The sequence below is a fragment of the Streptococcus parauberis NCFD 2020 genome, from assembly GCF_000187935.1.
Lineage (GTDB): Bacteria > Bacillota > Bacilli > Lactobacillales > Streptococcaceae > Streptococcus > Streptococcus parauberis.
Genome location: NZ_AEUT02000001.1, coordinates 927,189 through 952,572 on the forward strand (window position 1 = coordinate 927,189; position 25,384 = coordinate 952,572).

General features: G+C 34.4%; 28 protein-coding genes and 1 riboswitch. Of the genes, 2 read left to right on the forward strand and 26 right to left on the reverse strand.

Features of this window, described 5'->3' with window-relative positions; translation table 11 throughout:
• Positions 1–99: 99 nt before the first annotated feature.
• A riboswitch (THF riboswitch) is annotated at positions 100–190 on the forward strand.
• A gap of 38 nt (positions 191–228) precedes the next feature.
• Positions 229–786, forward strand: coding sequence for a folate family ECF transporter S component (locus SPB_RS04645; protein WP_003105280.1), 558 nt, complete (start codon positions 229–231; stop codon positions 784–786).
• 40 nt (positions 787–826) lie between these two features.
• Here the strand turns inward: SPB_RS04645 and SPB_RS04650 are convergent, their stop codons facing one another.
• The 7 genes from SPB_RS04650 to SPB_RS04680 form a co-directional block, all read right to left on the reverse strand.
• Positions 827–1,873 (reverse strand): D-alanine--D-alanine ligase, encoded by a 1,047-nt coding sequence (locus SPB_RS04650; protein WP_003105598.1) that lies wholly within the window; start codon positions 1,871–1,873, stop codon positions 827–829.
• A 114-nt stretch (positions 1,874–1,987) separates the two neighbouring features.
• Positions 1,988–2,584: a recombination mediator RecR gene (recR, locus tag SPB_RS04655; protein WP_003104813.1), complete on the reverse strand. Its 597-nt coding sequence runs from the start codon at positions 2,582–2,584 to the stop codon at positions 1,988–1,990.
• Between the two features lie 14 nt (positions 2,585–2,598).
• Positions 2,599–4,689 (reverse strand): penicillin-binding protein PBP2B, encoded by a 2,091-nt coding sequence (gene pbp2b / locus SPB_RS04660; RefSeq protein WP_003103498.1) that lies wholly within the window; start codon positions 4,687–4,689, stop codon positions 2,599–2,601.
• 96 nt (positions 4,690–4,785) lie between these two features.
• The gene (locus SPB_RS04665) at positions 4,786–5,556 is read right to left on the reverse strand and encodes a formate/nitrite transporter family protein (RefSeq protein WP_003102739.1); all 771 of its coding nucleotides are present in this window, start codon (positions 5,554–5,556) and stop codon (positions 4,786–4,788) included.
• Positions 5,557–5,657: 101 nt separating this feature from the next.
• Positions 5,658–6,200 (reverse strand): hypothetical protein, encoded by a 543-nt coding sequence (locus tag SPB_RS04670; protein WP_003103671.1) that lies wholly within the window; start codon positions 6,198–6,200, stop codon positions 5,658–5,660.
• Between the two features lie 64 nt (positions 6,201–6,264).
• A complete protein-coding gene (locus tag SPB_RS04675; RefSeq protein ID WP_003104515.1) occupies positions 6,265–6,786 on the reverse strand; it encodes a transcription repressor NadR in 522 nt (173 codons plus the stop codon).
• Positions 6,787–6,879: 93 nt separating this feature from the next.
• Complete coding sequence (locus tag SPB_RS04680; RefSeq protein WP_003104178.1) at positions 6,880–7,572, reverse strand: phosphoglycerate mutase; 693 nt, start codon at positions 7,570–7,572, stop codon at positions 6,880–6,882.
• Between the two features lie 234 nt (positions 7,573–7,806).
• Between SPB_RS04680 and SPB_RS04685 the strand changes: the two genes are divergently transcribed.
• Positions 7,807–8,742, forward strand: coding sequence for a dihydroorotate oxidase (locus tag SPB_RS04685; protein WP_003104508.1), 936 nt, complete (start codon positions 7,807–7,809; stop codon positions 8,740–8,742).
• A 10-nt stretch (positions 8,743–8,752) separates the two neighbouring features.
• Here the strand turns inward: SPB_RS04685 and SPB_RS04690 are convergent, their stop codons facing one another.
• The 19 genes from SPB_RS04690 to SPB_RS04775 form a co-directional block, all read right to left on the reverse strand.
• Entirely contained in the window at positions 8,753–8,935 is a 183-nt protein-coding gene (locus tag SPB_RS04690; protein ID WP_003105552.1) for a hypothetical protein, read from the reverse strand.
• Positions 8,936–9,003: 68 nt separating this feature from the next.
• Positions 9,004–10,857, reverse strand: coding sequence for a heavy metal translocating P-type ATPase (locus SPB_RS04695; RefSeq protein ID WP_003102764.1), 1,854 nt, complete (start codon positions 10,855–10,857; stop codon positions 9,004–9,006).
• Between the two features lie 230 nt (positions 10,858–11,087).
• Positions 11,088–11,363: an HU family DNA-binding protein gene (locus SPB_RS04700; protein ID WP_003104951.1), complete on the reverse strand. Its 276-nt coding sequence runs from the start codon at positions 11,361–11,363 to the stop codon at positions 11,088–11,090.
• A 92-nt stretch (positions 11,364–11,455) separates the two neighbouring features.
• Entirely contained in the window at positions 11,456–12,079 is a 624-nt protein-coding gene (locus SPB_RS04705; protein WP_003105938.1) for a YpmS family protein, read from the reverse strand.
• Complete coding sequence (locus SPB_RS04710) at positions 12,066–12,899, reverse strand: SGNH/GDSL hydrolase family protein (RefSeq protein ID WP_003103136.1); 834 nt, start codon at positions 12,897–12,899, stop codon at positions 12,066–12,068. Before SPB_RS04710 ends, SPB_RS04705 begins: the two co-directional genes overlap by 14 nt.
• The gene (locus SPB_RS04715; RefSeq protein ID WP_003102548.1) at positions 12,892–13,731 is read right to left on the reverse strand and encodes a DegV family protein; all 840 of its coding nucleotides are present in this window, start codon (positions 13,729–13,731) and stop codon (positions 12,892–12,894) included. The genes SPB_RS04710 and SPB_RS04715 overlap by 8 nt, the downstream gene beginning before the upstream one ends.
• Before the next feature lie 101 nt (positions 13,732–13,832).
• Positions 13,833–15,494 carry a DNA repair protein RecN gene (gene recN, locus SPB_RS04720; RefSeq protein ID WP_003104988.1) on the reverse strand — a complete coding sequence of 554 codons (1,662 nt, stop codon included), beginning with the start codon at positions 15,492–15,494 and terminating at the stop codon, positions 13,833–13,835.
• 15 nt (positions 15,495–15,509) lie between these two features.
• The gene (locus SPB_RS04725) at positions 15,510–15,980 is read right to left on the reverse strand and encodes an arginine repressor (protein ID WP_003104351.1); all 471 of its coding nucleotides are present in this window, start codon (positions 15,978–15,980) and stop codon (positions 15,510–15,512) included.
• A complete protein-coding gene (locus tag SPB_RS04730; protein ID WP_003105099.1) occupies positions 15,967–16,794 on the reverse strand; it encodes a TlyA family RNA methyltransferase in 828 nt (275 codons plus the stop codon). The genes SPB_RS04725 and SPB_RS04730 overlap by 14 nt, the downstream gene beginning before the upstream one ends.
• Entirely contained in the window at positions 16,787–17,656 is an 870-nt protein-coding gene (locus tag SPB_RS04735) for a polyprenyl synthetase family protein (RefSeq protein WP_003104262.1), read from the reverse strand. Before SPB_RS04735 ends, SPB_RS04730 begins: the two co-directional genes overlap by 8 nt.
• Positions 17,656–17,871 carry an exodeoxyribonuclease VII small subunit gene (locus SPB_RS04740; protein WP_003102366.1) on the reverse strand — a complete coding sequence of 72 codons (216 nt, stop codon included), beginning with the start codon at positions 17,869–17,871 and terminating at the stop codon, positions 17,656–17,658. Before SPB_RS04740 ends, SPB_RS04735 begins: the two co-directional genes overlap by 1 nt.
• The gene (gene xseA, locus SPB_RS04745) at positions 17,861–19,189 is read right to left on the reverse strand and encodes an exodeoxyribonuclease VII large subunit (RefSeq protein WP_003105461.1); all 1,329 of its coding nucleotides are present in this window, start codon (positions 19,187–19,189) and stop codon (positions 17,861–17,863) included. Before xseA ends, SPB_RS04740 begins: the two co-directional genes overlap by 11 nt.
• A 130-nt stretch (positions 19,190–19,319) precedes the next feature.
• Positions 19,320–20,162, reverse strand: coding sequence for an NAD(P)H-hydrate dehydratase (locus SPB_RS04750; protein ID WP_003104648.1), 843 nt, complete (start codon positions 20,160–20,162; stop codon positions 19,320–19,322).
• A complete protein-coding gene (locus tag SPB_RS04755) occupies positions 20,159–21,013 on the reverse strand; it encodes a bifunctional methylenetetrahydrofolate dehydrogenase/methenyltetrahydrofolate cyclohydrolase (protein WP_003103748.1) in 855 nt (284 codons plus the stop codon). Before SPB_RS04755 ends, SPB_RS04750 begins: the two co-directional genes overlap by 4 nt.
• Positions 21,014–21,081: 68 nt before the next feature.
• Entirely contained in the window at positions 21,082–21,216 is a 135-nt protein-coding gene (locus tag SPB_RS11010; RefSeq protein WP_003107303.1) for a FeoB-associated Cys-rich membrane protein, read from the reverse strand.
• A complete protein-coding gene (gene feoB / locus SPB_RS04760; RefSeq protein WP_003105786.1) occupies positions 21,216–23,369 on the reverse strand; it encodes a ferrous iron transport protein B in 2,154 nt (717 codons plus the stop codon). The genes SPB_RS11010 and feoB overlap by 1 nt, the downstream gene beginning before the upstream one ends.
• 17 nt (positions 23,370–23,386) lie before the next feature.
• Complete coding sequence (locus SPB_RS04765) at positions 23,387–23,845, reverse strand: ferrous iron transport protein A (protein WP_003105762.1); 459 nt, start codon at positions 23,843–23,845, stop codon at positions 23,387–23,389.
• 111 nt (positions 23,846–23,956) lie between these two features.
• Positions 23,957–24,691: an amino acid ABC transporter ATP-binding protein gene (locus SPB_RS04770; RefSeq protein ID WP_003102516.1), complete on the reverse strand. Its 735-nt coding sequence runs from the start codon at positions 24,689–24,691 to the stop codon at positions 23,957–23,959.
• Positions 24,688–25,377 (reverse strand): amino acid ABC transporter permease, encoded by a 690-nt coding sequence (locus SPB_RS04775; RefSeq protein WP_003103587.1) that lies wholly within the window; start codon positions 25,375–25,377, stop codon positions 24,688–24,690. Before SPB_RS04775 ends, SPB_RS04770 begins: the two co-directional genes overlap by 4 nt.
• Positions 25,378–25,384 lie beyond the last annotated feature (7 nt).

Sequence of the window (25,384 nt, forward strand, 5' to 3'; positions counted from 1 at the left end):
CCTAATATTATACCATATTTTTTATTAAAAAATTAGCATTTTCAATTCCTGTCACTTATGATATAATTTTCTCAGTTCCTTGTAATTAATTACAGAAACTACAGAGTAGGTGATTTGCGTCAAGTGTATGTGAATGGGATGTCGTCACATAAGGAAGCCAAATGCGCGGTAAATCATTGCATCCGCTGTTATTAAATTAACAGCTCCAAAAAATTCAAAGGAGCAACAATGAATACTTATTTTCATAATCCAAAACTAACACCTCAAAGGTTAGTTTCCTTGGCTATGTTAATTGCACTTTCAGTAATCGTCAGTAAGTTTGCTTTGCCAATTATTCCAAAACAATTGGTAGTTAGTTTAACATTTATTGTCAATTCTGTAATTGGGATGATAGCTGGTCCGATTTGGGGATTTATTTCTCTTGGCTTAATCGATGTTGTCGATAACTTGTCCAGTGGTAGTGGTGACTTTATTATCTGGTGGACATTGATGGAGGCTATTCAAGGATTCTTTTATGGTCTATTTTTCTATCGTAGACCTCTAGACACTAAGAAAAAATTCGACTGGTTATATGTAACAATTGCAACAATTGTTATCATGTTAATTGGAACCTTTATTTTAACGCCATTACTAATCCAAATTTACTATGGAGTGCCATTTTGGGCACAGTTTATTGCTGGTCGATGGCTCAAAATATTTGAAATTCCACTTCGCGTAGTCATTACTATGGCTGTTTTACCAGCAATTCAGAAGATTCCTGAATTAAAGAAATTATCAACTACATAAAAAGAAGAGAGTTCCATCCCTACTCTCTTCTTTTTTATGCTTATATTAAATGACTTTCACGTTTTTCAAACATTTCTATTGCTAGTTTGACTAACTCTTCAATTAAATCTGAGTATACAAGTCCCATATTTTCCCAAAGTAATGGATACATCGACCATTGGGTAAATCCTGGCATAGTATTTAATTCGTTGAGATACATGTGACCATCTTCAGTCAAAAAGAAATCACAACGAGATAGTCCGCAACCTCCTAGTGCTTTAAAAGCAGCTTCTGCATAGGCTCTCATCTCTTTAACGATTTCTGAATCAATCTCCGCGGGAATCGCCATTGTAATTTTGTTGTCGATGTATTTTGCTTGATAGTCATAAAAAGCAACATCTTTAACAACTTCACCAGGGAAAGTTGACTTGACCGAATTATTTCCAAGCAAACCTACCTCGATCTCACGCGCAACAACACCTTGCTCAATAAGAATACGGCTGTCATATTTCAGTGCCAAGCCAATAGCTTCTTTTAATTCCATTTCAGTTTCCGCTTTAGAGATTCCTACTGAAGAACCCATATTGGCCGGTTTAACAAAAATTGGGAATTGTAATTTTTCCATTGTTTCTGACATACAAGCATCTAAATCATTACCTTCAATATAGACTGTAAAAGCTACTTGTGGAATACCTGCTGATGCAAGAACATGTTTGGTTGTAATTTTATCCATTGCCACACTTGAAGATAAAATATTTGTTCCAACATATGGCATTTTTAAGACTTCAAGAAATCCTTGAATTGAACCATCTTCTCCCATTGGACCATGGAGTACTGGGAACACAACTGCATTTTCTTCATAAATATCACTTGCTTTAATAAGTTGTGATTGCTCAATACTTTGATTAGTCATTAATTTTTCGTTATCATCTGGTTTTTGACTTAATTCTTGCGTTTTATAAAAATCACCTACTTGTGAAATGAAATATGTTTTTACGAAGAATTTGTCATAATTGATAGCTCTCATTACGCTTTCTGCTGATAACACAGAAACTTCGCGTTCAGCAGAACGACCGCCATAGAGTAAAACAAGGGTTTGCTTAGACATTATTATACTTCCAATCTGATTAATTTCTCCTAATTATATCAGAAAATGTAAGGCATTTCAAAAACTCTTAAAAATTTCAAAAACAAAAAAACAAGAAATGATTTTCTTGTTTTTTTAAAGTTCTGTTCTGTTTTCGATAGCTCGCAGTAAAGTAACTTCATCTGCATATTCGATATCGGACCCTACTGCTAATCCTCTAGCCAACCGCGTAACTTTTATTCCGGCTGGCTTAAGTACACGGGAAATATACATAGAAGTCGCTTCGCCATCAGCAGTTGCATTTGTAGCAACGATAACCTCATTAACTTTCCCATCCATTAGTCGCGTAATTAAAGGTTTTAAATTGATATTATCCGGACCAACACCATTCATTGGTGAAATTAGACCATGAAGAACATGATATAACCCATGATATTCTTGAATCTTTTCCATAGCTGAAACATCTTTTGATTCTTCAACAACAAGAATAATTTCTTGGTTACGATTTGGGTCGGTACAGATTCCACAAGGATCATCATCTGTTAAATTTCCACAAATAGAGCAGTAAGTTAATTCACGTTTTGCTGCTAATAAATTTTTGGCAAAATCATTGACATCTTCATCACTCATTCCAATTGTATAAAATGCTAAACGAGTTGCTGTTTTAATACCAATTCCTGGTAACTTTGAATAACTATCAATTAATTTTGCTATTGGTGTGGGATATAACACTTGCTAGCTCCTTTTTATTTTTTATACTTGTTTAGATAATCTGAAATAATATCACGCGCCATATATTGGTGTGACTTTGTCAGTGAATCTGAGGCATGCGGATACATGATGGCAACTGCAATTTGCGGATCTTGACTTGGTCCATAGGCTACAACATTTAAATTATAGGTACCAACAGTGTTCCCATTATCATCTTTAACATACGTTTCAGCTGTACCTGTTTTGGCACTAATTGAAACATTTGTTCCAACTAATCCTTTACCAGTCGCAAAGCCACTTGAACTATTTACAACTTGATAAAATCCTTCTTGGATGATTGCCATTTCTTGATCTGAGATATTGACTTTATTTAATTCTTTGCCAGTTATTGTATTGTTTAATCGACCTAAATTATCTTTTTCGCTTTTAGCTGGATCAGTCGTATCCTCATAGATACCATCGACTAAATGCGGAGCGATTCTTTTACCACCATTAGCAACTGTTGAAACATATTGGGCCAATTGCATTGTTGTATAGTTATCATACTGACCAAAAGCTTCTGTAATTACATTTGAAACCGTATAGTCTTTGGTTAAAAATCCTAATGACTCACCTGGTAAATCGATTCCCGTACTTGTTCCAAGACCAAATTCTGCATAGGTCTTACGAAGCTGAGACATTGCTGTTTTCATCCCATCAGTCATCAAGGCCATACCTGTGTGATACTCCTGACCCATCATTTTTAAAGCCACTTGTACCATATATGTATTTGATGAATATTCTAAGGCTTGGACTGCAGATATATTTTGTTGACCAGCTGTAAACCATGAATTTATAGGTTTTGAATTACCAAATTGGATTGGTTGATCGGTTAATATTTGATTTCCTGAAATCACACCATTTTCCCAACCAGATGCCAAGGTTGCACCTTTGACAACAGATCCTGGTGTAAAGACATTGGTAATAGTTCCGAGGGCATCTTTTTGTAATTGATTGGTATCCCTATCATGCACCAATCCGGTCATAGCAAGTACGGATCCTGTTTGCGGATTGATTGCAACAGCATAAGCACCTTCGGAATATTTCCCAGACCCTGAAGCTATTTCAGCCTGCAGATGTTTTTTGACAATATTATCAACATCTTTTTGAAAATCTAAGGAAATTGACAGTTTAATATTTTTACCAACTTGTCCTTTGTGTTTGATTTTATTGGAAATAATTTTACCAGATTTATTTGTTTTAATTTGTCTTATTTCATGTTGCCCTTGAAGGATATCTTCATATGCTTTTTCAAGATATGAAGTACCAACTCGATCATCTAAGGAATAGCCCTTTTTGATATAGCTGTCTGCTTCTTCTTGAGGAAGTCCAGCTTCTCGACTGGAAACTTTACCAATAATCGACGTTAAACTAGCATCTTCAATTTTACGATTCCAATCTGTCGCGACCGAAATACCTGGGAGCTTGCTTTTATTGGCAATAAGATAAGCAATTTCTTCTTCACTTAAATCTTGTGTTTTTAATGTGATTGTGTCAAAAGTTGCAACACTATTCATCTGATTAAAAATAGCAATTTCTTTAAGATCTTCTTTTGAATAATTTAACTCTGACTCTGTAATAGAATCAACTGCATTATTATAAACTTGGCTCTCTTTTAGACCATTTCCATAATTATCAAATTTCTTCTTTTGGGGTAATTTTTCGACTACTTTTGCATAAATTTCTGGATCCGCTAAATAGAAATCAATTTTAGCTCGTTTTGAAACCTTTGCTTCAGGATAATCGACATATCCTGCTAAATCCTTAACTAACTGCTTCATTTCTTTAGTACTGATTTTAGGACTGCGTGTAAATGAAACAACATCTTTTATATCATTTGAAACAAGAATTTTCCCATCTCGATCAAATATCTTTCCCCTTGGATTAGAGGTCTTTATATTATAAACCGTGGATGATTTTAATTTTGCATCATAAAATGCTTTATTTTGAATTTGCATTACTGCCAAACGGAGTATCAATGCAGTGAATAATAGAACAATAATTAGAAAAAGGATGTGAATTCGGTTGGTAATACTAGCTGTTTTTTTTGATATTGTTTTCGATTCAAATTTTTCTTTGATGACCAAAACCTCCTTTTTACTATCTTTATTATTTTAACATAAATTGATAAAAATAAGACCGAGAATAAATTCTCGGCCAAAAATTTTTTTAGGGCACCTTGGTTAATCATTATGTTTATGGGTAAAAGCAAAATAGTAAAATAAACTAACAAAAACGGCTCCACCTATTATATTTCCTAAATAAACAAAAGAAAAATTTTGGATAAACTCAAGCCAGGTTGCACCTTTTTCAAAGATTGCAGCAGGGATGACAAAGGCGTTAGCGACGCTATGTTGGAAACCTAAAGCAACGAATGTCATAACAGGGAACCAGATTCCTAAAATTTTGCCAGAGGCATCTTCAGCGCCATAATTGAGCCACAATGCCAAACCAACAAACCAATTACAGCCAATTCCAGAAACAAAGGCTTGTAGCGGGCTAGCAGCGATTTTCGCATGTGCTACTTCGATTACTTCTTCTTTAAAAATTCCTGTCGACGTTAAACCTAAAAAGTGACCAAAAACAAAGGCTACAAAAAAGGCGCCAATCAAATTAAAAATGGTAATGACTAACCAGTTTTTAAGCAGGTCAGAAATGCTGATTTTCTTCGAAAAGAAAGTAGCTGACACGGCCATCATATTTCCAGTAATTAATTCTCCACCAGCCATTAAAATGATAATCAAACCAATTGGAAAAGCACATGCTCCCAGGATACTCGAAAAACTACCAAATGCTTCTAAACCACTGGCTGCAATCCGTACGTAAAGTAAGTAGCCTAAGCTGATCATTGCTCCACCGATGAAACCTAAAATAGCTTTTGCTAAAAATGGTTTTTCGATTTTATGATGGCCTGTTTCAATTGTTGCCGCTAATATCATATCTGGACTTTTCATATTATCTCCTATTGTTACAACACTCACAAATGCATAAACTAATATACCAGTTAAATAAAAAAAATGCAAGCCCTTCCAGAAAGAAACTTACACTTTTTATATTATAATGGTTTAATATTAAGTCCGATTCTAGTAAGTATGATATTCCAAAGACTAAGAGCCAAGTAGAAATCAACTAAGCCATGTACTATAGTGCCCAATCCCACCAATGAAAAGATTGACCAGATATAACCAACATCAGGAGATTGTCCACTTGTAAATAAGAGTACAACGAGAAACTCTCCTAGCCCATGGATGATATTAATAAATAAGGCGAATGGCAAAGCTTTTATGGGTGATGAGATTTGTGATTGATGATTTCGAATGTAAAAGGCAGCAATCAAAGTGAAGAAAATCTGTGAAAAAGCTCTAAGAACAATTACAAAGGGAAATCCTGCTAGAAAAAATCCTAATGTTGTCCCCAGACTTACAAAGATTGCTACTGCTGGTGAAATAAAAATTGCTAAAAATAATGGGACATGACTGGCTAAGGTGTAAGATGCAGGACCAATAATTATTTTAACTGGCATAATCATTGGAATCAAAATCCCAAATGCTACTAAAATTGATGAATAGGCAATTGTTTGTGTTGATTTATTAGTCATAAAATCTCCTTTTTATCATATTATAAAGCAAAAACCATACAGGTGTCAAGACACCTGTATGGTTTTATTTATTGATATAAAGAATGTTTCTATGCGCTAACTTTTTTTTAATCATTTCAAATTGCTCTTGACTTGGGCAAGAAATAAGATGACTATGCAGTCCATTAGTTAAACTAGATAGTAATTCAGCTTGTTCATGATTTACCTTATATATAAAGTCTATAATATCTTCTTTAGATTTAATATTCAATGACGCAACTAACATGCCATAGATAGGGTGTTCTACTTCAACTGTCGAGACAACTCCTCCATGAGAAATAATGATATCCAATTCATCTTCAGTCATTTCAATGCTATGTTGACAAACAATTCTACCAGTAAAATTACTATTAGTTAGCAGTTGATTCATCTGATAACCTCTTGGTGTAGATAATATATCAACTTGTGAAGCCCTCAAAATAGCAATATCACCCACTATAATTTGTCGACTGACACCAAATTCCTCAGCAAGATAGCTTGCCGATAAGGCCGTAACACTTTTTTCAAGCATACCTAAAATCTGTTGTCTACGTTCTTTGGCTTTCATTGGATTACCTCGCTTTCCCATTATCATCATACCATAAATCAATTTGAGTTTAAATCAAAATAAAAAACCAAGCCTGGCTTGGTTTTTACGATATTATTTACCTAAATAGTATTCAGCAGTAATATTTAATTTCTCATCTAATTCAAAAACTAATGGTGGGAAGTTTGGAATTTCAACATTCATAATTTCATCATCAGATAAGCCTTTAATATGCTTAACAATGGCACGAATTGAGTTACCATGTGCTCCTACGAAAACATTTTTACCTTCTAATAAAGTTGGTGCAATTGTTTCTTCCCAGAAAGGTAATGCACGTTCTAAAGTGATTTTTAAGTTTTCTGCATCAGGAATCAATGCAGGATCAACGTCAGCATAACGACGATCAGTATGTGCTGAGTATTGGTCATCTTTAGGCATTGCTGGAGGCAATACATCATAAGAACGACGCCAGATATGAACTTGTTCGTCACCAAATTCTTCAGCTGCTTCTGCTTTATTTTTACCAGTAAGAGCACCATAGTGACGCTCATTTAAACGCCAAGATTTTTCAACTGGTAACCAAAGTTGATCAGAATACTCAAGTGCTAAATTTGTTGTTTTGATAGCACGCGTTAAAACTGAAGTATAAGCTTTATCAAAAGTAATTCCTGCTTCTTTAATTAATTTACCAGCATCAATAGCTTGTTGTGTACCTTTTTCTGAAAGATCAACGTCAGCCCATCCTGTAAAGAGGTTAGCTTTGTTCCATTCTGACTCACCGTGGCGAGCGAAAACCAATTTTACCATTAGTTAATATCTCCTTTTATTTTAGGTTTAAACCTAGTACATCTACTATTTTACAAAATTAAGTACAAAAAAGCTAGTGGATAATGGTTGTTTTTGAAAACTCTATTGAGATTATCATGAAAATATAAATAGTTCGTCTTTTTAGAGAAATCTGATTACAGATTAAAAATTTTCTTGCTAATCATCTGACCAAGTGATAAAATAGAAAAAATTTGTCAAAATTTGGAGGAAATTATGATTTCAACAGCAACACAAATTTCAAATATTACATTTGATAATTGTTTAATGAATGCCGCTGGTGTCTATTGTATGACCAAGGAAGAACTGATGGAAATCGAGAATTCTTTGGCTGGATCATTTGTCACTAAAACAGGAACTTTAGAAAAAAGAGATGGCAATCCTGAACCACGTTATGCTGTAACAGAACTTGGATCAATTAATTCAATGGGCTTGCCAAATCTTGGTTTCCAATATTACTTAGATTTTGTCATTGAATTGGCAAAAGTGCAAAATAGTAAAAATCATTTTCTTTCTGTTGTTGGACTCTCACCTGATGACACTGATACCATCTTAAAAACAATCCAAGAGTCAGATTATCAAGGATTAGTTGAATTAAATCTATCTTGTCCAAATGTACCTGGAAAACCCCAAATTGCCTATGATTTCGAAATGACCCATTCACTCCTGACAGAAGTATTTAGCTATTTCACCAAACCTCTTGGCGTTAAGTTGCCACCATATTTTGACATTGTCCATTTTGACCAAGCAGCTGAAATCTTTAATCAATTCCCATTAGCCTTTGTCAATTGTGTCAACTCAGTCGGAAACGGTCTTGTAATTGAAGATGAATCAGTTGTTATAAAACCCAAAACCGGTTTTGGAGGGATCGGTGGCGATTATATTAAACCAACTGCTTTAGCAAACGTCCATGCTTTCTACCAGCGTCTTAATCCTTCTATTCAAATCGTTGGCACTGGCGGTGTTAAAAACGGTCGCGATGCCTTTGAACATATCCTCTGTGGGGCGAGTATGGTCCAAATTGGCACAGCTTTACATGAAGAAGGACCAGAAATCTTTAATCGTATAACTGAAGAATTAAGAGTCATCATGAAAGAAAAAGGCTATCAAACAATTGAAGATTTCCGAGGAAAATTACATTATCTAAAATAAAAAAAAGAGATTACTTAAAGTAGTCTCTTTTATATTTAGTTGATTCATCTATTTGTACATCATCACTAATTTCAATAATATTGTCATTATCATTCTTAACCTTTTTAGATAAAAATATATCCGAAAGCTTGATAAAAATAATAACTTTGACTATTGAAAAGATAGCAAGACCAATTAAAACTGCTTCTAGCATACTATCACCCCATCATAAATCTCCTAGTAATAGTATAAACGCTTTCATATTTATTTTCAAGTCAATTATTATTGAAATCCCAAAAGTCGCATGCCGTTTAATATAACTAAGATAGTTGAACCTTCATGACCGACCACTCCTAGAGGAAGTGTCACAACTTGAAAAACATTGGCAAGAATTAATAAAGTGATTACTGACAAGGCAAAGATAATATTTGTTTTAACAATACCTTTCATTTTTCTTGAAAGTTTTATTGAGAATGGAATCTTAGTTAAATCATCCATAATAACACTATCCGCACTTTCCATAGCAATATCAGTACCTGTACCAATAGCATATGAAACATCGGCTTGAGCTAAAGCTGGGGCATCATTAATACCATCACCCACCATCGCTACAAAACCATATTTTTCTTTAATTTCTTTAATCCGTGTTACTTTATCTTGAGGCATACAATTAGCAACAACATCATCAATACCAAGTTTTTCAGCAACATATGCAGCTGTTTTTTCTTGGTCACCTGTTAACATAACAGTTTTAATTCTCATATCATGTAACATTTTTATGGCTTGACGCGATTCTTCTTTAATATCATCTAATAAAGCATAGTAAGCAACAAGTTCAGTACCTTTGCTGACATAAACTAAAGTCTTCCCTTGACCTTCTAATTTTTCAATTTCAACTTCAAGATGATTAATATGCTCTACTACTTCAAGAATAAATGTCTTTTTACCAATTCGCCATTCCTGACCTTGATAGTTGAAAACAAAACCTTTTCCTGAGATTTCATGACTTCCTTCCAAAGTAAGTCGTGGACTATCCTGAGTAAAATCTTGTAAAGCTTTTGAGATTGGGTGTGTTGAAGCTTCCTCTGCTGTTTTAACAATTGAATCAATAATTGCTTTATCACCTTCATAATGACTATCAACAACTGAAGGTTTACCTTGAGTTAATGTCCCCGTCTTATCCATGACAACAGCTCTAATATCACCCATATTGTCAATGATATCTCCACCTTTAATGATCAATCCCTTATGAGCTGCTCGACTAATAGCCGAAAGACTTGCTGGAGAGGACGAAGCGACTAATGCACACGGTGAAGCTACTGTTAAGAGAATCATACCACGATAGAAAGCAGTCAACCATTCCCATCCTAAGACAAAATGACAAAAAAGAATAAAGAAAGGAACTAGTAGCAAAACAAATTTAACGTAACCATCTTCAAGATTTTCAATAAATGTTGCTGTTTTACTTTTTTGTGTCTGGGCAGATTCTACTAAATTAACAATCTTAGCAAATAAAGTATCTTCATTTTCAACAGTTACCAACATATCAATCGTTTGACCTTCATTAATGGTTCCACCAATTAATGCTTGACCTCTTTCTTTGTCAACTGTTATAGGCTCTCCAGTTACCATTGATTCATCAAATTGCCCAAATTGACTGATTAATTCTCCATCAATGGGAACTGATTCACCTTTACGTACTTGAAGTTTATCGCCAATATGCAAATCTTTTGTTTCAACTTCAACGATTTCATTTTGAACATTATAACGTCGAGCTGTATCTGGTGTTAAGTTCATTAAAGCAGAAATAGAATCTCTACTTTTTTCCATCGCCATTTCTTCAAGTGTACTTGAAAGAGAAAAAATAAAGATTAACAGTGCACCTTCTAGCCAATATCCAATAATACCTGCACCAATTGCTGCTAAAATCATAAGGATGTCAACAGATAAATGTTTATATTTTACTAAATCAAGAAGCCCTCCTTTTGCAGATTCATAACCCCCAATTAAGAATCCGGCAATAAAAAATCCGGCTGCAAGTTGTGGATGATTACCTAATAATGGTAAGCCAATTAAAATCAAAGCTAGACAAGCTAAAGTTTCCATTAAATGCATATGTTCTTTAATCCAAGTCATTTTTCCCTCCAAAAAACGTAGTTGAAAATCTCATTTGTGTGTATTTTTAAAATTTTCTTATTTACTTAATTATAATTGTTCTAAATAAAAAAGTCAAGTTATCTAGAATGATTCTAAATAACTTAACCAGCTAAGTATCTTTATCAAATATAAGAAGCATCGATAATTACATGATCAATAAAAAAAGACCAACTAACAAAATTGTTAGTTGGTCCTTCAAAAATATTAAATTATTTTACTGCATCCTTAAGAGCTTTACCTGCTTTAAATGCTGGAACTTTTGATGCCGCGATTTCGATTTCTGCACCAGTTTGTGGGTTACGACCTTTACGAGCTGCACGTTCGCGAACTTCGAAGTTACCAAAACCGATTAATTGAACTTTTTCACCTTCAGAAAGGAATGCTTCGATTGCAGAGAATACAGCGTCAACTGCTGCTGCTGAATCTTTTTTAGTAAGTTCAGTTGCTTCTGCAACTTTTGCGATTAAATCTTGTTTGTTAGCCATTTAACAAATCCTCCAATTAATTAATAAGCAATATGCTTTAACAATACTAATAATATCTAAAAAATGGCTATAGGTCAAGTATTTAACGTTATTTAGCCTTTTTTCTTGTAAATATCAAAAGTAATTTGGTTATTCAGTAAATCAACTTTTTTAGCTATTAAATAAATATCTGCATCATTTTTTATCTGCTGTAAATTTATTATTATAGATGAGTTATTCTTATTAACACTTACAAAATCTGGAAGTTTATAGGATGACTTAATATACTGAAGAACCTCTCCTTCTGGTAATGGAAGGGTTCCGGCTGAAATAGAGGTTATTTGAAGTTGTAAACTGCCATTTTCTAATGCGATTGGTTGAAAGTAAATATATAAAGGTACTTCATAACCTAACAGTTGATACTTCCCTTCAAAAACAATAGATGAAGAAGTTGTATAAATCTTGTAAGTCATGTCGTTCTTTTGATAATCCTTCAAGTAACTGGCAACTGTTTTATTGATTTGACGACGATTAGTGGATATTGTCCCGATTTTCACCGAGCTAGATATTGATGAAACAAGCTTTTCAGAGTTTGGTTCACGAACTTGAATTAAGCGACTTCCAATTACCAAAATAAAAGCAAAATTAAAAGCAAGTAACAAGAGGAATGCCCATCTCCACCAATTAATCTTAGATTTTTGGTTATAAGCTATTTTATTTTTTTCATTTCTTTTCATATTTTAATATAGACTCCAATACTGCGTCTGACATAATTTGATACCCAATATTATTTGGATGAAAATGATCTTGATTAAACAAAGCATCATTAACGACGCGTGTCTGGTCTCCATCTGATTGAACAATTCCTTCTTGTCCATCGATTCCTCGATATAATTGTTTATTAATAGGTACATAATGAACGTGCTCAAATTGACTGGTCACTTCTTTTGTCTTATTATTCCAATTATTAATTACATTTTGCATTTCAGTCATCTCAGGAAAGTTTAGATAAAATGGATTATAAATACCTAAGATATAAATATGTAAGTCATTATTATCTTTTCTTGCTAACTTGACAATTTTCTGTAGTCGTAATTGATAGTTCTTTTCTGGTAACTCAAAACTAGATACTTTTAAATTAGCTAAGTTTTTTCTGATGACGGCCATGACATCATTACCACCAACAGTTATGGTCAAAATATCAGCTTTTTTCAAGTCATTTTTCAAGGCCTTGTCAGATTGCATCCGCTTCAAAATTTGCTGACTAGTATTACCCGAAATCCCATAATTCTGTGAGGAAACTTCAACATCTAAGTTGTCTCTAATATCATTTGCAAGTAGTGGGACAAATCCACCTTGACCAGTAGAATCACCAACACCTTCTGTTAATGAGTCACCTAAAGCAACATAATTAATTATTTTGGTTTTGGATTGAATATAATCCATTCTTTTTATCTGTGAATCTGAATTAGGTATGACAAAATTCAAGAAAAGAATACTAAGAATCAGACAAGTTGCAAAAAAGAGAAAATCTTTTAATAAAATTATTTTATTCATATCTAATCATTACGGCAAGTGCACCCTCACCCGTATGAGTCTGGATAATTGACCCTGTTTCTAAAAAAGCAATTGGATTAGTATAATACTCTGAAATAATTTCCCTTAAATGGTTCGCTAAACCTTGATCTCCAGCATAGGAAATACCTAACTCTGCAATTACTTTATCCTTTGTTTCAGCCATGTAAGAATCAAGCCATTTATTAAAAGTTTTATTTCCTCGCCCTTTGACTACTGTTTTCAGTTCTGCATCTTTTAGTTCCATCAACACACGAATATTCAACAAGGTTGAAATCAAACCTGTAACACGACCAATTCGACCACCTTTAACTAGGTTTTCTAAAGTTGAAACTCCAATAAAAAGTTTAGTCTTTTCTTTGACTTCTTGAATCTTTTCCAAAATTTCAACAACTGAAGCACCCTGACTAGCTAATTTAGCAGCTTCTTTAACTTGAAATTTCATGCCTTGATCAGTAAAACCAGAATCAACTATATGACAATGAGCTCCAGCAAGCTCAGCACCTTGACGAGAAGCCTCAATTGTTCCTGATAGAGCAGGCGTTAAATGAATTGCAATGATTTCATTATAACCTTGTTCAATGAGGTCCTTATAATATTCAGCAAATAGTCCGACCGGAGGTTGGCTTGTTTTGGGCAACTCCTTACTATTTTGCATTAACTTCAAAAATTGACCTTCTTCTTTTAAATCATTGTCAGAATATAATTTACCATCAATCATTACTGACAAAGGAACTACTGTAATATCATATTTTTCAATCAATTCCTTTTCAATTGTTATAGATGAGTCTGTCAAAATTTTAATTTTTTCCATTTATTATTTTCCATTCTTTTAAAAGCGTATTTTCCCTATATTTTATCATTGATTGTCAAATAAATCAAAAAGAGACAAACTAAACTGTCTCTTTTATGATTTTATGGTTTTGCTAACAGGTCTCTTGCTTGTTCTCTTGCCGTTTCTGTTACTTCATTTGCTGCTATCATATTAGCAATTTCTTCAACACGTTCTTCATAGGTAAGAAGACTGACCGTCGAAACAGTAGAATCCTCCTTGCTTTCTTTGGAAATGAAGAACTGGTAGTCAGCAATAGCAATCACCTGTGGTAAATGTGAGATAGCCAGAACTTGTCCATTTTGACCAATTTTATGAATTTTTTTGGCAATAGCTTGCGCAACACGACCAGAAACGCCTGTGTCCACTTCATCAAAGACAATACTTGTTTTGTCTTCTCTTTTCGAAACAGCAGATTTAATAGCTAACATCAGACGAGATAATTCCCCACCAGAAGCTACTTTTACCAAGGGCTTGAAGCCTTCACCAGGATTTGTTGAAATATAAAATTCAACTGTTTGGTTCCCTTGAGAATTAAATTTTGATTTATCAAATTTAACCTGAAAATCAGCCTTTTCCATGTATAAATCTTTTAACTCTGCCTTAATATCAGCTTCTAATCGCAGAGCTAAATTTTGGCGTTGTTCGCTTAATTGTGTTGCCTTACTAACAAGCTCTTTTTCTAACAATTTTAATTGGGAGTCACTTGCACCTGATGCCATGTTGTCACCAGTGAGAAGTTGATATTCTTTTTGAATATTACCATGGTAATCTAACAAGTCATCAGCAGATCCACCATATTTACGTGTCAAACTATTAATGAGTGTCAAACGACTTTCTATCTCCATCAAACGACCTGCATTGAAGTCAAGCGAATCAATTGTATCAGATAATTGTTTGGTCACATCTTCCAAAATATAATAAGCTTCCGAAATACTTGTGGAAATAGCTTTATAATCAGAATCATAATTTTCAATTGTCAAAAGATCATTCATTGCAGACCGAACATTGTTTAGGCTTGAAATATCATCATTATCAAGCATAGCATAGGCATTAGCTAAAGTGTCAGCAATATTTTTGTGATTTAAAAGCCGATGGTGTTCCTGATTAAGGCTTTCTTCTTCACCCCTATGTAAATCAACTGCTTCGATTTCAGCTAGTTGAAAGGTTAACATCTCAATCCGTTCTTTATGTTCACGTTCATTTTTCTGACGTTCAATGACACGTTTTCTGACCGTTTTATAACTGTTAAATGTTTCTTGATAGCTTGTTTTAAGGTCCTTAAAATCTTGATTCCCAAATGAATCTAAAATTGTTAAGTGATGAGATGCGCGCATTAATTCTTCTTGGTCATGTTGACCATGAATATCAACTAGATACTGTCCAACTTCTTTTAAAAAGGTTAAATTAACCATTTGCCCATTTATACGACTGACACTTCGACCATTAGCAAAAATATCTCTGCGAATAATGAGTTCATCTTGAACTGGAATACCATTATCTTCTAAGAGAGCTTGAAGATCCAAATTTTTTTCAAGTGAAAAGAAACCTTCAATTTCAGCTTTTTGTTGACCATGACGAATAACCTCAGTACTGGCACGCGCACCAAGCATCATATTCATCGCATCAATAATAATTGACTTTCCGGCTCCTGTTTCGCCAGTTAGGACAGTCATGCCATTTTCAAACGTCAATGAAATTTCTTCAATGATGGCAAAATTTTTAATTGAAATTTCTAATAACATTCTATCCTCTTTCTATTATCTTTCTTCAGCTTTCCATTGAAGGACTTGTTGTCGAATATGGTCCGCATCAATCTCAGTATTGGCAATTAATAAAATACTGTCATCATCTGCAATTACAGAAAAGATTGAATCCGCAAAATCCTTAACTAAATATTTTTTAATGACCATCGCATTTCCAGGGATAACTTTTAAGAATAGATGACATTTTAAATCTGATCGTTTCTCTGAAATACTTAGAATATTACTCTTAATTGATGTTGGACGCTGAAAAATCTTTTTACCACTATCTTGTGACAAGCCATAAATATAACGACCTTTAGCAGATGGAATTTTGACAATACCAATTTCGTTCATATCTCTTGAAATGGTGGCTTGAGTTAATTCTAAACCTTCATTACGAAGTAAAGCTAGTAAATCATGCTGTGTTTCAATCTCGTTTGCCAAGACCATTCTTTTAATTAAATCTAAACGTTCATTCTTCTTCATTTTGATTAAATTCCTTATGTGATTTTTCAACAACTTCTGAAAGGAGACAAACATCAATCTCTTTAATTTGTTCTGCTTTTTCCATATAAGCTAAAAATTCAATATTACCATGTCCACCTTGTATAGGTGAAAAATCGATACCTTTTATATTAAATCCGTATTCCTGTGCAAAAGTTGTCACTTTTTCAAGAACTTTTAAGTGAACCGATTTATCTTTAATAATTCCATTTTTTCCAACTTGTGATTTGCCTGCTTCAAATTGTGGTTTGATTAGGGCAACTACTTGGCCTGAAGGAGCTAAGATTGACTTCAATGCTGGTAAAATCAGGCTTAATGAAATAAAAGAAACATCAATACTAGCAAATGTAGGTTGGCCTTCTGTAAAATCTTCTAGCTGAGCATATCTAAAATTGTACTGTTCCATACTCCGCACACGTGAGTCCTGACGTAATTTCCAAACCAACTGATTAGTCCCCACATCAACTGCATAAACTAATTGAGCACCAGATTGGAGCATAACATCGGTGAAACCACCTGTTGAGGCACCAATATCAATGCAGACTTTGTTATCAACTGAGATATTAAAAATAGATAAGGCTTTTTCTAATTTCAAACCGCCACGACTAACATACTTGAGCTTTTCACCTTTCAGCTTTAATTCAGTTGCGTCATCAATTTTTTCACCAGGTTTATCAAAACGTTCACCATTGAGGACTGATACAACTAAACCAGCCATTACTCCTCTTTTTGCTTGTTCACGGGTATCAAAGAGGCCTTGCTTGAAAGCCAAGACATCTACTCTTTCCTTAGGCATCTAGTCTCAACCTTTCTACTAAATCAATTAGGTTCTGTGGGTTAAAATTTGTCTGATTTTTAGTTTTTTCAAAAATGAACAAGGCTCCATCTAATTCTTCATTTAATACTTGATATGATTTTTCTAATCCCAGTAATCCTGGATATGTTGATTTATGGGCAGTTATATCTTTGTTGGGCGTTTTTCCTAAGTCTTCAAATTTTGCTGTGATATCAAGAATATCATCCCGGACTTGAAAAGCATGGCCAATTAACTCACCCGCTCTTGTTAAGTCAGATATCATGTCTGCAGGTAATTGAGCAATGATTGCAGCAGCCATAAATGGATAAGCCAAAAGTTTACCCGTTTTATGACTATGGATGCCCTGCAATTCTTCTATGCCTAATTTTTGATCTTCAGCTCTCATATCCAGCATCTGACCACCAACCATACCAAAAGTTCCTGCTGCATTGCTCAATTGGGCGATTAAGTCAACTTTTACTTGTGGTAAAAAATTAGTTTCTGCAATCAATGAAAAGGGATCAATAAAGAGACTATCCCCAGCCAGAATTGCTGTAGCTTCATCAAATTGCTTATGATTCGTTAATCTGCCACGGCGATATTCATCATTATCCATAGCAGGTAGATCGTCATGAATTAAACTTCCAGTGTGAACCATTTCTAACGCTGCAGCAACTTTAAAATGATCTTCTGTCAATGTAATATTGAAAGCTTCTAAAGATTCTAATAAGAAAAGGGGTCTAATTCTTTTTCCTCCAGAATCAACAGAATATATAATAGAATCAATTAAATCTTGAGAAACTAAATTTGATTTTTGATAAAAATGGCTAATTGTTTGATTGATTTTTGTTAACTTTTCCATTAAGCATCCATATCTACTTCTGAACCATCCGCTTGCATAACTTTAACAAGTGTTTTTTCGGCATTTTGTAATGTTTTTTGAAGATTTTTAGAAAGAACCATCCCTTTTTGAAACTCTGCAATAGCAGTTTCCAATGGCACATCGCCATTTTCAAGTTTGGAAACAATCATTTCTAATTCTTGCAAATTATCTTCAAATGTTTTCTTAGTTGACATCTTTTACCTCTACTTCTAATTGACCATCTTTTAATTGAATATTAAGATGATCACCTTTTTCAATTTGTTCGACTGATGCAATAACTTCCTCTCCTTTGTGAAGCATTGCGTAACCTCTTGCAATGATGCGGCTTGTATCAAGAGATAACAAGGTATCTTGCGCTTTTTCAAAACGTCTTAATTTGCTTTCAAATGATGCTTTAGCATCATAAGTCAACTGTTGACTGAGACTCGTAATACGATCTTGGTAACGATTAATACGACTCATTAAATCAATTGATTGCAAACGGTGTCTCATTTGGATTTCTGAATCTTTATTACTGGCTATATTCTCTTTAAATGATGATACCAATGCCATATTGAGACGATCAAGTTTTTGGAGATAGCCGTCATACAGGCGTTCTGGTTGCCTAAAGATAACTGACTGCGCTAGCTTATTGACTCTTTCTTGATTTTCACGCACTATTCGATTACTTGCTTGAAAAGCACGGGTCTGACGCTCATTAATCCAGGCTAATATATCAGCTTTAGTAACAGGCGTCGCTAGTTCTGCTGCTGCTGTTGGTGTTGCAGCCCTGCGATCGGCGACGAAGTCGGCCAAAGTTATATCTGTTTCATGGCCAACACTAGAGATAATTGGAAGCTGTGATTCAAAGATTGCATGAACAACTTTTTCTTCATTGAAGGCCCAGAGATCCTCAATTGAACCACCACCTCGACCGACAATTAGAAGATCCAAATCGTCCCTTTGATTGGCTCGAATGATATTATCCACAACCTCTTGAGCAGCACCTTCGCCTTGAACCTTAGTTGGAAACAGTAATATCTCAACTCCCGGAAAACGACGTGAAATTGTAGTAATAATATCCCGAATAACAGCTCCACTTGGAGAAGTTAAAACTCCGACTTTAGTTACAAACTGAGGTAAGGCTTGCTTATGTCTATCATCAAAAAATCCTTCACTTGTCAGTTTCTTTTTCAATTGTTCGAATTGCAAAGCTAATGCACCAATCCCGTCTGGTTCAGCACGTTCGATGATAATTGAGTAAGCTCCTGAAGGCTCATAGAGCTGAATCCGACCAACGACATTAAGCTTCATGCCTTCCTCAAGATCAAATCCTAATTTACTATAAACACCTGCCCACATTGTGGCCTGAATAACAGCACCTTCATCTTTTAATGAAAAATATTGATGTTTTGGTCTTTTTCTAAAATTGGAAACCTGACCAGTCAGATAAACCCGTTCCAAATAGGGGTCTCGGTCAAACTTCATTTTTAAATATTTAGTCAGATTGCTGACACTTAAATAATCTGTCATCAGGTTCCTTTCCTTATAATTAAAGGCACTACTGCCTTTTTATACTATTGCAATTATACCATTTTTCATTTTAAATTGTTAAGATTAGTACCAAAAAAGAAGCTTTAAAGCTTCTTTTAAAATCTTCTTATTAATCAGCTTTCGCATACTTATTCATCCATTTTTGGATAGAGTCACTAATTTGCGTGGGTAGGACAACATAGTTATCTCTTGCCAAGTCATCTGCTATTGCTGAATGAAGATAAGTTGCCGCTGCAACAACTTTATAAATGCTTTTTTGTTTAAATTGGGCCACAAAGCCGGCAATCATTCCAGCTAGGGTATCGCCCATTCCACCTGTAGCTTGATAAGGTCCTCCAACGTCAAGGAGAGAAATCTCTTCAGTCGAGATTAGAGCCGTTTCATCACTTTTGGCTACTAAGATTGTTTCTTGCGGAAAATGCATTAAAGCTTTTTGAGAGGCTTGAGGATTCTGATCCGCAATAGCTAGTTTACTTAACCTTTCCCATTCTTTTTGATGAGGGGTAAGGATAACTTGCTTATTCTTTAAGATTGAAACATCTTCTTCTGCTAAGAGTGTTAAAGCAGAGCCATCTATGATCAGAATTTGTTCAGGGCTAACCCCTTGCAAGACTGTTTTTAATAGTTCTTCTGCTTTGCTATTGTCCCCAAGGCCTGGGCCAATTAGGATTACATCGGCTGTAATCATCGTTTTTTGCAAGAAGTCTTGGTCATCCACTGAAAAGGCCATTGCTTCAGCCAAATGGTTATGTAAGGCTGGTATATTCTCTTTTTCAGTCGCCACAGTTACTAGACCTGCGCCACTTTTGACAGTAGCAATTGCAGACATAATAATTGCTCCACCATAGGGATATAGACCACCAATTAATAGCACGCGCCCATAATCGCCTTTGTGGGAATTACGACGTCTAGGACCAATAATTTCCTTGGCCAATTCTTCGTTTAATTTCATTTTGACACACTTCTTAAACAAGCTTGATAAGTTTGTTCTAGTAACATCGTAATTGTCATCGGTCCAACTCCACCTGGGACTGGTGTGATGAAACTAGTTAAATCAGCCACTTGATCAAAATCAACATCCCCAATTAATTTACCATTATCATCACGATTCATTCCAACATCAATAACAACAGCACCTTCTTTGACAAATTCTTTAGTTACAAAATTTCCTTGGCCAATTGCCACGATAAGGATATCTGCGCGACTAGCTACTTCTGGTAAATGCTTGGTCCGCGAATGTGTTAAAGTAACGGTCGCATTTTTATCTAGTAACAATTGGGCCATTGGTTTGCCAACAATGTTTGAACGACCAATGATTACTGCATTTTTACCCTCTAAATCGATACTGTATTCACTAAACATCTCCATAATCCCCGCTGGTGTACAAGGAACCATAAGTGGGCGACCTGACCACAAGTGACCAGTATTCATTGGATGAAAGCCATCGACATCTTTTTTAGGATCAATTGAGAGGATTATTTTTTTGTCATTAATATGGCTTGGCAATGGTAATTGGACTAATATACCATGGATGCTATCATCTAGGTTATATTGATTGATAATATCAATCAGCTCTTCTTGACAAGTTGATTCCGATAAGCGAACAGTTTCACTTTTAAAACCAGCTGCTATAGCTGCTTTTTCTTTATTTTTGACATAAACTTGACTGGCCGGATTATTACCAATTAATATCACTACTAATCCTGGTACAATATGGTACTTATTATTTAAAACTTGCACTTTATCAGCTAAATTTGATTGCATCTTTTGGGCTAGTGCTTTTCCATCGATTATCTGTGTCATGAATTCTTTCCTTATCTATCTTTTTATCATTATACCAAAAAAAAGAGGGAGCATTCCCTCTTTGTCAATTATTTATCTTTCATTTTATCTTTGATTGGACAAGAACAATTGCAATCGCCACATGAACCATTTTGACTGCGATAATATTTTAAACTAAAAAATACTAGAATGACGATAATAATAAAAATAATAAACGTCGACATTAGTTTTTATCCTCCCTATAATTGAAAATATTAGTTAATGTGATTAGGTTTTCTTGACTTTCTTTAGGTTTCCTCAAAATCAGATAACTAGCTATTATTAACAAGAGGACTGCAATGATTGTGAAAAATGAAAGTTGTCCTGTCTGAAAATAAAGACCAAGTTGATAAATGATAAAACTTACCGAATAAGCTAGTTCTGTTTGAAAACCTATAGCAAACAATGACCATTTCTTACTATTCATTTCACGTTTTATTGCCCCGATAGCTGCAAAACAAGGAGTGCATAATAGATTAAAAACCAAGAAGGAATATGCTGCTATAGGAGAATAGTCTAATCTTAATTGATTCCAAAGCAAATTCGGTGACACAGTCATTTGATTATTTTGATAAAAGATACCAAATGTTGCAACCACGGTTTCTTTAGCTAACAATCCAGAAAAAGTTGCTACTGTTGCTTTCCAATTACCAAATCCTAATGGTGAAAAAATCCAAGCAAAATGACGTCCTATGTCTGCTAATATGCTTTCTTGTGCATTAACGGGTTGAAATCGAAAATCATAGGAAGTTAAATACCAAAGTAGAATTGTTAAAACAAAAATGACAGTACCTGCCTTTTTTATAAAACTTAAGGCTTTATTATAAGCATATAGTATTACTGTAGGTAAATGTGGTAAATGATAGGCAGGCAACTCCATGATAAATGGACTTGCTTGACTTGACAATAATTTTGTTTTTTTCAGGGAAATACCTGATAAAACAATAGAAGCAATTCCAATAAAATAGGCACTTGGGGCAATTATAGGGTTATTGGGAAAGAAGACACCCGAAATAAGAGCGACTATGGCCATTTTAGCCGAACATGGCATGAATGTTGATGTCATAATCGTTATCTTACGATCTTGTTCATTTTCAATTGTACGACTGGCCATAATAGCAGGAACACCACACCCAGTAGCAATTAACATTGGAATAAATGTCTTTCCTGATAAGCCAAACTTACGGAAAACTCTATCCATTACAAAAGCAATCCGACTCATATAACCAATATCTTCAAGTATACCCAAACAAAGAAATAAAACAAACAATTGAGGAACAAAACCTAGAACTGCTCCAACTCCTGCAACGATGCCATCAATTATTAAGGACTTCAACCAAAAATCAACTTTTAAGTATGTTAACACAGTTTGCAGAGTATTTGGAACTAGTTTTCCAAATAAATAATCGTTAGCCCAATCAGTTCCTAAGGTTCCAATTGTTTGAATGGATAAATAATACACAATAAACATGATAATAGCAAAAATAGGTAAAGCTAAAAACCGGTTAGTGATAATAGTATCAATTTTGTCAGATAATTTAAGCTCGAAATTATCTTTTTTTATTTGAGCCATTTGACAAATGCTATCAATATAAGCATATCTTTGATTAATAACAATAGATTCTGCATCTTCCATATAAATCTTCTCTGTAATTGCTGAAATATATTCAATTTCCGAAATGATATCAGAAGATAATTCAAGATGTTCCTGAACAAGAGGGTCTCGTTCAAATAATTTTATCAAGTAGTGTCGTCTACTGAGCCCTAAATCATAGTCTGTTAGAAGTTGCTCTATTTGACTCAATGCAGCTTCAAAACTATCTTCATAAATTGGGTAAGGTGAAGGTGACCCACTATGAACTAATTTTTGGATGTACTTAACCATCTTATCAATCCCTTTATTTTTTATGGCACTGATTGAAACTACAGGTACACTTAGCAGATAACTAAGTTTATCACAACTAATCTGATTTCCATTTCTTTCTACAACATCCATCATATTTAAGACAAGAAGACAAGGAAAACCTAATTCTAACAGTTGGGTTGCTAAATAAAGATTTCTTTCAAGGTTTGATGCATCTAAAACATCAACAATAAGCTGAAGTTGCCCACAAAGCAGATAATCTCTCGCCACTTTTTCTTCAGATGTATAAGGAGATAAAGAGTAAACTCCTGGTAAATCTTGAATTTCAATCTGTTTATCTATTTTTAAAAAGCCACTTTTTCGATCAACAGTGACTCCTGGCCAATTTCCAACTTTCTGATTACTTCCAGTTAATAAATTAAATAAACTCGTCTTTCCACTATTTGGGTTCCCAATTAATGTAACTTTTCGCATAACTCCTCTTAAATGTTCTATCTTCGATCAACGCTAATTAATTGTGCTTCTGATTTTCTAAGTGTTAGTTCAAATCCTCTCACAGAGATTTCAATTGGATCTCCCAAAGGAGCAACTTTTATTAATTTGACTTGCGTCCCTTTCGTTAATCCCATATCCATCAAATGTCGCTTAGTTTCTTTATTTGTAAAGATATTATCAATATAAGCTTTTTCACCTACCAATAAATCGGTAAGTGGGACAGCATTTGAGGTCGTTTGATGTAGTTCAACATCAATATTATCTAAAATACTTTTATCAAATGCTAGTCTCTGATCTGATAACATTACGATAGCACTATTATTAGTCTTTGAAATGAGCATAATCTGTTTGTCAGGCAACAAGCCTAAATGTGACAAATGTTTTTTAAATGAATCAGGAAGATTAATAGACTTGATAAGATACTTTTTCCCAATTTCTGCTTGTAATAATTTCACACTATTCTCCCTTTAATATCTTCCAATTATAACATAAGAAAATTATAATGTAATCCTTTTCACTAAAAAATTAAATAGAGTTAATAAAAAAGTTGGATTTCTCCAACTTAATTAAAGTATTTTACTCAAGAAATCAACGGTTCTTGCTTGGCTTGGGTGGTCAAAAATTTCTTCAGGCTTGCCTTCTTCGACAATCATACCATCATCCATAAAGATAACTCGGTCTGCAACTTCCTTGGCAAAACCCATTTCATGTGTAACAATAGCCATTGTCATTCCGGCAAGAGCGAGTTCTTTCATAACAGTTAAAACCTCACCCACCATTTCAGGATCTAAGGCAGATGTTGGTTCATCAAATAAAAGCATATCGGGGTCCATCGCCAAGCTTCGAGCTATCGCAATCCTTTGCTTTTGCCCACCTGAAAGAGAATCTGGATAACTTGTAGCCTTATCAGCGAGACCAACTTTTTCCAAAAGGTGATAAGCCTTTTCTTCAGCTATCATTTTACTGACCTTTTTAGTTTTGATTGGTGAGAGAGTAATATTGTCTAAAACGGTCATGTTGGGAAAGAGGTTAAACTGTTGAAAGACCATTCCCATTTTTTCACGCATTTTAAAAATATCATTTTCCTTATCCGTAATGTCAGTACCCTCAAAGGTTACTTTTCCTTTGCTTGGTGTTTCTAATAAGTTCATCGTCCTTAATAATGTTGACTTACCAGATCCAGACGGTCCAATAATGACTAAAACCTCTCCTTGCTCAATTGTTAAGTCGATTCCCTTTAAAACATGATGCTGACCAAAAGACTTATGTAAGGCTTCAATTTTCAATAGTTCTTGACTCATAAACTTTTAACTCCCTGTCCCATCTTCTTTTCTAATAAATGTAATAGTTGTGACATTACAGTCGTAACCATCAAGTAATAAAATGCTCCAAACAATAAAGGTGTAATTGGCTGATACGTTGACGTAACAACCGATTGGGCACCATTCCATAATTCCATAACACCAATTGTTTGCAAGAGTGCACTATCTTTTATTATTGTAATAAACTCATTGCCTAATGCTGGAAGGATATTCTTAAAAGCTTGAGGTAATATAACAAACCGCATCGCATTTTTAGGGCGAATGCCTAAAGAGTATGCTGCTTCTAACTGGCCAGCCGGTACGGCCTCAATCCCAGCTCTGACTATTTCGGAAATATATGCTCCGCTATTCAATGAAATAATAATAATCCCAGGTAAGAGTCGTGAAAAATCAAGGTTTAGAACACCAAAATCTATAATAGGCATTTGATTAAAGTGCATCCAAGCAAAGGCAATCATAATTTGAACGACCATTGGTGTCCCTCGGAAAATCCAAACATAGAAAGAGGCAAGCCATTTCAAGGGAAGAATAGAACTTCTCTTCAAAAATGTAATAATTATGCCTAATATGGTGCCAAAAAACACTACAGCAATTGAAATAAAAATGGTGACTAAGACACCGTAATTAAAGTAGCCCCAGTAATGTGGCAAAAAAGAAAAATTCATATTTATA

Excerpts from the sequence above, each read along its gene's own strand:
- SPB_RS04645 (WP_003105280.1), top strand. The coding sequence starts at position 229 with ATGAATACTTATTTTCATAATCCAAAACTAACACCTCAAAGGTTAGTT.
- SPB_RS04650 (WP_003105598.1), bottom strand. The coding sequence starts at position 1,873 with ATGTCTAAGCAAACCCTTGTTTTACTCTATGGCGGTCGTTCTGCTGAA.
- SPB_RS04665 (WP_003102739.1), bottom strand. The coding sequence starts at position 5,556 with ATGAAAAGTCCAGATATGATATTAGCGGCAACAATTGAAACAGGCCAT.
- SPB_RS04670 (WP_003103671.1), bottom strand. The coding sequence starts at position 6,200 with ATGACTAATAAATCAACACAAACAATTGCCTATTCATCAATTTTAGTA.
- SPB_RS04675 (WP_003104515.1), bottom strand. The coding sequence starts at position 6,786 with ATGAAAGCCAAAGAACGTAGACAACAGATTTTAGGTATGCTTGAAAAA.
- SPB_RS04680 (WP_003104178.1), bottom strand. The coding sequence starts at position 7,572 with ATGGTAAAATTGGTTTTCGCTCGCCACGGTGAGTCAGAATGGAACAAA.
- SPB_RS04685 (WP_003104508.1), top strand. The coding sequence starts at position 7,807 with ATGATTTCAACAGCAACACAAATTTCAAATATTACATTTGATAATTGT.
- SPB_RS04690 (WP_003105552.1), bottom strand. The coding sequence starts at position 8,935 with ATGCTAGAAGCAGTTTTAATTGGTCTTGCTATCTTTTCAATAGTCAAA.
- SPB_RS04695 (WP_003102764.1), bottom strand. The coding sequence starts at position 10,857 with ATGACTTGGATTAAAGAACATATGCATTTAATGGAAACTTTAGCTTGT.
- SPB_RS04700 (WP_003104951.1), bottom strand. The coding sequence starts at position 11,363 with ATGGCTAACAAACAAGATTTAATCGCAAAAGTTGCAGAAGCAACTGAA.
- SPB_RS04705 (WP_003105938.1), bottom strand. The coding sequence starts at position 12,079 with ATGAAAAGAAATGAAAAAAATAAAATAGCTTATAACCAAAAATCTAAG.
- SPB_RS04710 (WP_003103136.1), bottom strand. The coding sequence starts at position 12,899 with ATGAATAAAATAATTTTATTAAAAGATTTTCTCTTTTTTGCAACTTGT.
- SPB_RS04715 (WP_003102548.1), bottom strand. The coding sequence starts at position 13,731 with ATGGAAAAAATTAAAATTTTGACAGACTCATCTATAACAATTGAAAAG.
- recN (WP_003104988.1), bottom strand. The coding sequence starts at position 15,494 with ATGTTATTAGAAATTTCAATTAAAAATTTTGCCATCATTGAAGAAATT.
- SPB_RS04725 (WP_003104351.1), bottom strand. The coding sequence starts at position 15,980 with ATGAAGAAGAATGAACGTTTAGATTTAATTAAAAGAATGGTCTTGGCA.
- SPB_RS04730 (WP_003105099.1), bottom strand. The coding sequence starts at position 16,794 with ATGCCTAAGGAAAGAGTAGATGTCTTGGCTTTCAAGCAAGGCCTCTTT.
- SPB_RS04735 (WP_003104262.1), bottom strand. The coding sequence starts at position 17,656 with ATGGAAAAGTTAACAAAAATCAATCAAACAATTAGCCATTTTTATCAA.
- SPB_RS04740 (WP_003102366.1), bottom strand. The coding sequence starts at position 17,871 with ATGTCAACTAAGAAAACATTTGAAGATAATTTGCAAGAATTAGAAATG.
- xseA (WP_003105461.1), bottom strand. The coding sequence starts at position 19,189 with ATGACAGATTATTTAAGTGTCAGCAATCTGACTAAATATTTAAAAATG.
- SPB_RS04750 (WP_003104648.1), bottom strand. The coding sequence starts at position 20,162 with ATGAAATTAAACGAAGAATTGGCCAAGGAAATTATTGGTCCTAGACGT.
- SPB_RS04755 (WP_003103748.1), bottom strand. The coding sequence starts at position 21,013 with ATGACACAGATAATCGATGGAAAAGCACTAGCCCAAAAGATGCAATCA.
- SPB_RS11010 (WP_003107303.1), bottom strand. The coding sequence starts at position 21,216 with ATGTCGACGTTTATTATTTTTATTATTATCGTCATTCTAGTATTTTTT.
- feoB (WP_003105786.1), bottom strand. The coding sequence starts at position 23,369 with ATGCGAAAAGTTACATTAATTGGGAACCCAAATAGTGGAAAGACGAGT.
- SPB_RS04770 (WP_003102516.1), bottom strand. The coding sequence starts at position 24,691 with ATGAGTCAAGAACTATTGAAAATTGAAGCCTTACATAAGTCTTTTGGT.
- SPB_RS04775 (WP_003103587.1), bottom strand. The coding sequence starts at position 25,377 with ATGAATTTTTCTTTTTTGCCACATTACTGGGGCTACTTTAATTACGGT.